This is a genomic window from Roseibium sp. (assembly GCF_025698965.1).
Classification (GTDB): Bacteria; Pseudomonadota; Alphaproteobacteria; order Rhizobiales; family Stappiaceae; genus Roseibium.
In genome coordinates this window covers 1-4685 of sequence record NZ_JAILWL010000495.1, presented here as the reverse complement: position 1 = coordinate 4685, position 4685 = coordinate 1, and the positions used below count along the sequence as shown (strand labels likewise).

The window sequence follows — 4685 nt, the reverse complement described above, 5'->3', positions numbered from 1 at the left end:
ATCGAAGGAATAAAGAGCCGTTGAAATCGACTGCGTCGCCTACAAAAAGCCGGACTGACACGATGCGGGATATCCTGTCTGTCTTGCAGGAAGTCGAACCGGACCTCTCAAAGTCAGAGAGGATTCTTGCAACGCTTTTGCGCAGTGAGGCGGATTTCATTGTCAATGCAGGCATAACCGATGTCGCGGATCGAGCGGGCGTTTCGCCGCCCACCGTAACGAGATTCTGCCGCCGCCTTGGCTGCGAAAGCTTTACCGCCTTCAAAGTTCAGGTTGCCCAGGTCGCCTTTGCCGGCGCACGGTATCTAACTGCAAACAACTCCTCTGTCGCTCCAATGGATGTTGCCGACAGCTTGCTTGCCCAGTTACAGGAAGCTGCCGAAAGGACACGGAAGACATTGGATGTCGGCTCTGCCTCCAGAGCGGCAGACGTCATTGCAAACGCAGGACTTGTTGCAACTTTCGGCGCGGGCGGCACTTCCTCGATGATAGCCGACGAACTGCAGAATCGACTGTTCCGCCTAGGCCTGCGCACGATCAGCGTCACAGATCATGCCATGCAATTGATGCAGGCAGCGACCCTTCGGCACGGTGACGTTATCATTGCGTCTTCGGTATCCGGTCTCAACCATCAGATGGTGCGGGCATTGGAAGCGGGAAAGACATATGGTGCCACAATCGTTGCCCTGACGCGGCCTGGGCGCCCAGTCTCAAACCTCGCTGACATTACCATCGGGATCGATCTGCCGGAAGGCGACAACATCCTGAGACCCAGCATGAGCAGATACGCCTATCTTTACGTGACCGACTTACTGGCCACGTTCGTTGCCATGAAACGTGGTGATGAATCTCGTGAAAGTCTGAGGCGCGTCAAACATCAACTCAGCAATTCCCGCGACGAAGATGACAAGGAAGCGCTCGGTGACTGACCAGACATCCAGGCCCGTGGCCGTTGTAACCGGTGCTGCCGGAGACATCGGCTTCTCAATCGCAGCCAGACTGGCCACCTCTCACAAACTCGCTTTGGTCGACATAAACCATGACGCCCTATCTGACGCTGCTGTCAGGCTTCGGGCAGACGGTGTCGATGTCACAGCAATCCAATGTGACCTGACCAGGCAGGAAGATCTAAGGCAAATGGCCGATCAGGCTTGTTGGTTGGGACAGGTCAACGTGCTTGTAAATAATGCTGGTTCCGCGAGGGCGTTATCACTCCATTCCATGACAGATAACGACTTGTCTCATGACCTTGCATTGAACCTGCAGGCAGCCCTCAACTGCTTCAAGGCTCTGGAACGATCGCTCACTGAAAGTGACCAGGGAAGTGTCGTCAATATTGCGTCGGTCAACGGATTGGCAATCTTCGGTCACCCGGCCTATAGCGCGGCCAAAGCAGGTCTCATTCAGGCCACCAGATCAATTGCAGTCGAATATGGAAAGTATGGCCTTAGAGCCAACGCAGTTGCTCCCGGCACCGTCAAGACACAAGCCTGGAAGGCACGAGAGGCGGCTAATCCCGGTGTATTTGATGAGGCATTGAGCTGGTATCCCTACAAGCATCTGCCGGAACCCGGCGACATTGCAGAGGCTGTCGGATTTCTGGTCAGTCCCTCTGCCCGTTGTATCACGGGCGTTTGCCTTCCGGTCGATAGTGGCCTGACGGCCGGATCGACCGCCCTTCCAAGAACATTCACACAATCAACAGACTTTGACGGGTTTTAAACATGACCAGTTTTGTTCTCGATAGTTTTTACGTACCGGCAGATAAACCTGAAAACGCTCGTCTTGAACTCAGACTGACAAATACGGGTTCGACACCCTTGAAATCATTCTCTCTTGCGTTCACTTCGCTGACACGGGCAAGAGCTGACGCAGTTTTGGAAAATGCGACCGGGTTCAGGCGTGTTGCGAATTTTCATGAAGTCTCGCCCCCCGAAAATCTTGAGCTTACTCCGGGCGGCAGCTGGAATTTCGCCTTCAAAGGACTGGCCAACGAAGCTAGACACCGGCTGGACGGTCCCAAATCCGGCTATGTCACCACGAATGGCGCAATCGCAGACGTGCAATGCACTGATCTGAGGGCTCCAACGGCGCTGATCACAGGCGAACGAAAAATCGTATCCGGTGGTTCCGACCAGGAACAGCTACACTTAACGCCTTGGCCGCAATCCGTTGAGATAGATTCTTATCGAGATGACTTGTCCGGCTATGCATTGGAAAATGCTACACCTGCTGATCTGGCGGCGGCAGCCAAGATCAATGCCCTGTCCAACAGGCTTTTTCCGGATACCCCCTACCCCTTCCGGTTCCAAAGCTTGCCGGAGTTCCTTAAGCTGGACTTTCGCCTGGACAACACACTTTCCGATGACGGCTATCAACTGGACTGGTCTTCGGACGCTGTCACGCTGAGTTATGGTGCAGCAACCGGCCGTGATTACGGCCTGACTACGCTCGCTCAAATTGCCTCTGGCGCATACCGAGTGCCCGGTTCTTTCAGGTTTCCCGCAAATGGCAGGATAAAAGACGAACCACGTTTTTCCTGGCGAGGAACGCATCTCGATGTGTCGCGTCACTTCAGGGGGCCGGAAGATATCCGACGTCTTCTGGATATCCTGGCCTGGGGCAGGATGAATGTCTTTCAGTGGCATCTGACCGACGATGAAGGCTGGCGAATTGAAATCAAGGCCTATCCGGAACTGACATCCAGCGGCTCCAAGCGAGGCCCTGGCAGTTTACAGGTAGCCCAGCTTGGTTTTGCCTCGGAAACCTATGCAGGTTTCTATTCTCAAGAAGACATACAAAAGATTGTTGCGCATGCTGCAAGCCTCAACATCGATGTTCTTCCTGAAATTGATATTCCCGGACATTGCACTGCTGTCTTAACGACCTATCCGAAACTTGCGGATCAGGCCGAGCCACCGGAAAGTTATCATTCGATACAGGGATATCCCAACAACGCGCTCAACCCAGCCATGAGCACAACCTACGAGTTCCTTGAAAAAGTCTTCGCGGAAATCGCGCATCTTTTCCCGTTCGACTTCATTCATATCGGTGGAGACGAGGTCGATACAAAATCCTGGCTGACTTCTCCAAAGGTACAGCGCCTTATGGAAGAGCAGCAACTCCAAGACACTATGGAAGTTCAGGCCTACTTCATGGAAAAGGTGCGGACCATCTTGACGAAACTCGGCAAGAAACTCGCTGGCTGGGACGAAGTTTCCCACGGTGGAGGCATTGATCCGGATGGCGTCCTCCTTATGGCCTGGCAGAAACAGGAAGTTACCAAGAACCTCATAGATGAGGGGTACGAGGTCATCTGCACACCCGGCCAGAATTACTACATGGACATGGTTCAGGCCTCATGCTGGATGGAACCGGGGGCAAGTTGGGCAGGTGTCTCGCGACCGGAGGCGACCTATGCCTACGAACCCTCAGACGGAATCTCGCAAGAACGACAAGGATTGCTTCGCGGAGTGCAAGCCTGCATCTGGTGCGAACACATGACCAGTAACGAGATTTTCAATCACATGGTCTTTCCAAGGCTTTACGCCGTAGCCGAGGCAGGCTGGACGTTGCCTGAAAACAAGAATTGGCAGCGTTTTGCCGGTCAAAGCGTTCTTTTTCCGGAACTTTGAATCCACCTGAAAGTTGTAAGATGAAGATAGCCGTTGGCGGCATTCATACCGAATGCAGTACATATTCTCCTCTTCTTCAAACAAGGGACGACTTCAGAATTGTCCGTGGAACAGAGCTGCTGACACAATCCGGTCTGGCGCGGGAACAATTTCCAACGACAACCTTCATCCCGTTGTTCCACGCTCGCTCCATCCCGGGTGGAGCTGTTTCAAAGGAATGCTATTGTTCCTTGAAAAATGAGTTTTTGAATGAACTTGAGAATTGCCTGCCTGTCGACGGCGTCCTGTTGATCATGCATGGCGCTATGCATGTTCAGGGTCTGGAAGACGTTGAAGGTGATTGGATTTCTGCGGTTCGTGCCCGGATCGGACAAGAGACCCCGATAGCCGTCAGCTACGATCTGCATGGCAACGTCACCCAACAGATCGTAGATCAGATCGATATTTTCTGCGCCTACCGGACCGCGCCGCACATAGATGTGAGGCAAACCCATTTGCGCGCAGCTGCCAACCTGGTGGATCAGCTGAGTGGTGGGCCAACCCGATTTGTTGCCTGGACACCTGTTCCATTGCTGCTTCCAGGCGAACGGACAAGTACGGAAGACGAACCTGCCAGATCCCTGTATCGACGATTGCCGGATTTTGACAAACGCGATGGTGTTGCCGATTCCAACCTGATGATTGGTTATGTCTGGGCCGACACCAACAGGGCAACCGCAGCTGCGGTTGTAACCGGCACTTCAATCGATGAAACAAAAGCGACCGCCAATGAAATTGCTGCCTCTTACTGGGCGGAACGGAAAAATTTCATCTTTGGCGTCCCAACCATGCCGTTGGCCGATTGCCTGGAAGATGCGGAGAGAACAACTACAGGCCCCTTCATTCTGGCTGACAGTGGTGACAACCCGACAGGCGGCGGTGTTGGTGATCGTAGCGACGTGCTTCACGCCTGGCTTCAACGCGGCCTCACAAACGGTGTTTTTGCTGGCATTGCGGACCCAAAGGCAACGGCGCAAGCCTGGTCAGCTGCGGAAGGCGGCTCAGTTTCAC

Annotated in this window: 4 protein-coding genes; all 4 read left to right on the top strand. The window is 53.7% G+C overall.

Annotation, left to right across the window (positions count from 1 at the left end; genetic code table 11):
• Positions 1-62 precede the first annotated feature (62 nt).
• A complete protein-coding gene (locus K5905_RS27910; RefSeq protein ID WP_297590466.1) occupies positions 63-929 on the top strand; it encodes a MurR/RpiR family transcriptional regulator in 867 nt (288 codons plus the stop codon).
• On the top strand, positions 922-1722 hold the full coding sequence (locus K5905_RS27905) for an SDR family oxidoreductase (RefSeq protein ID WP_297590463.1): 801 nt from the start codon (positions 922-924) through the stop codon (positions 1720-1722). The genes K5905_RS27910 and K5905_RS27905 overlap by 8 nt, the downstream gene beginning before the upstream one ends.
• 2 nt (positions 1723-1724) lie before the next feature.
• On the top strand, positions 1725-3635 hold the full coding sequence (locus K5905_RS27900; RefSeq protein ID WP_297590460.1) for a beta-N-acetylhexosaminidase: 1911 nt from the start codon (positions 1725-1727) through the stop codon (positions 3633-3635).
• 20 nt (positions 3636-3655) lie between these two features.
• Positions 3656-4685: M81 family metallopeptidase (locus tag K5905_RS27895; protein ID WP_297590457.1), on the top strand; the 1030-nt coding region annotated here is incomplete at its 3' end.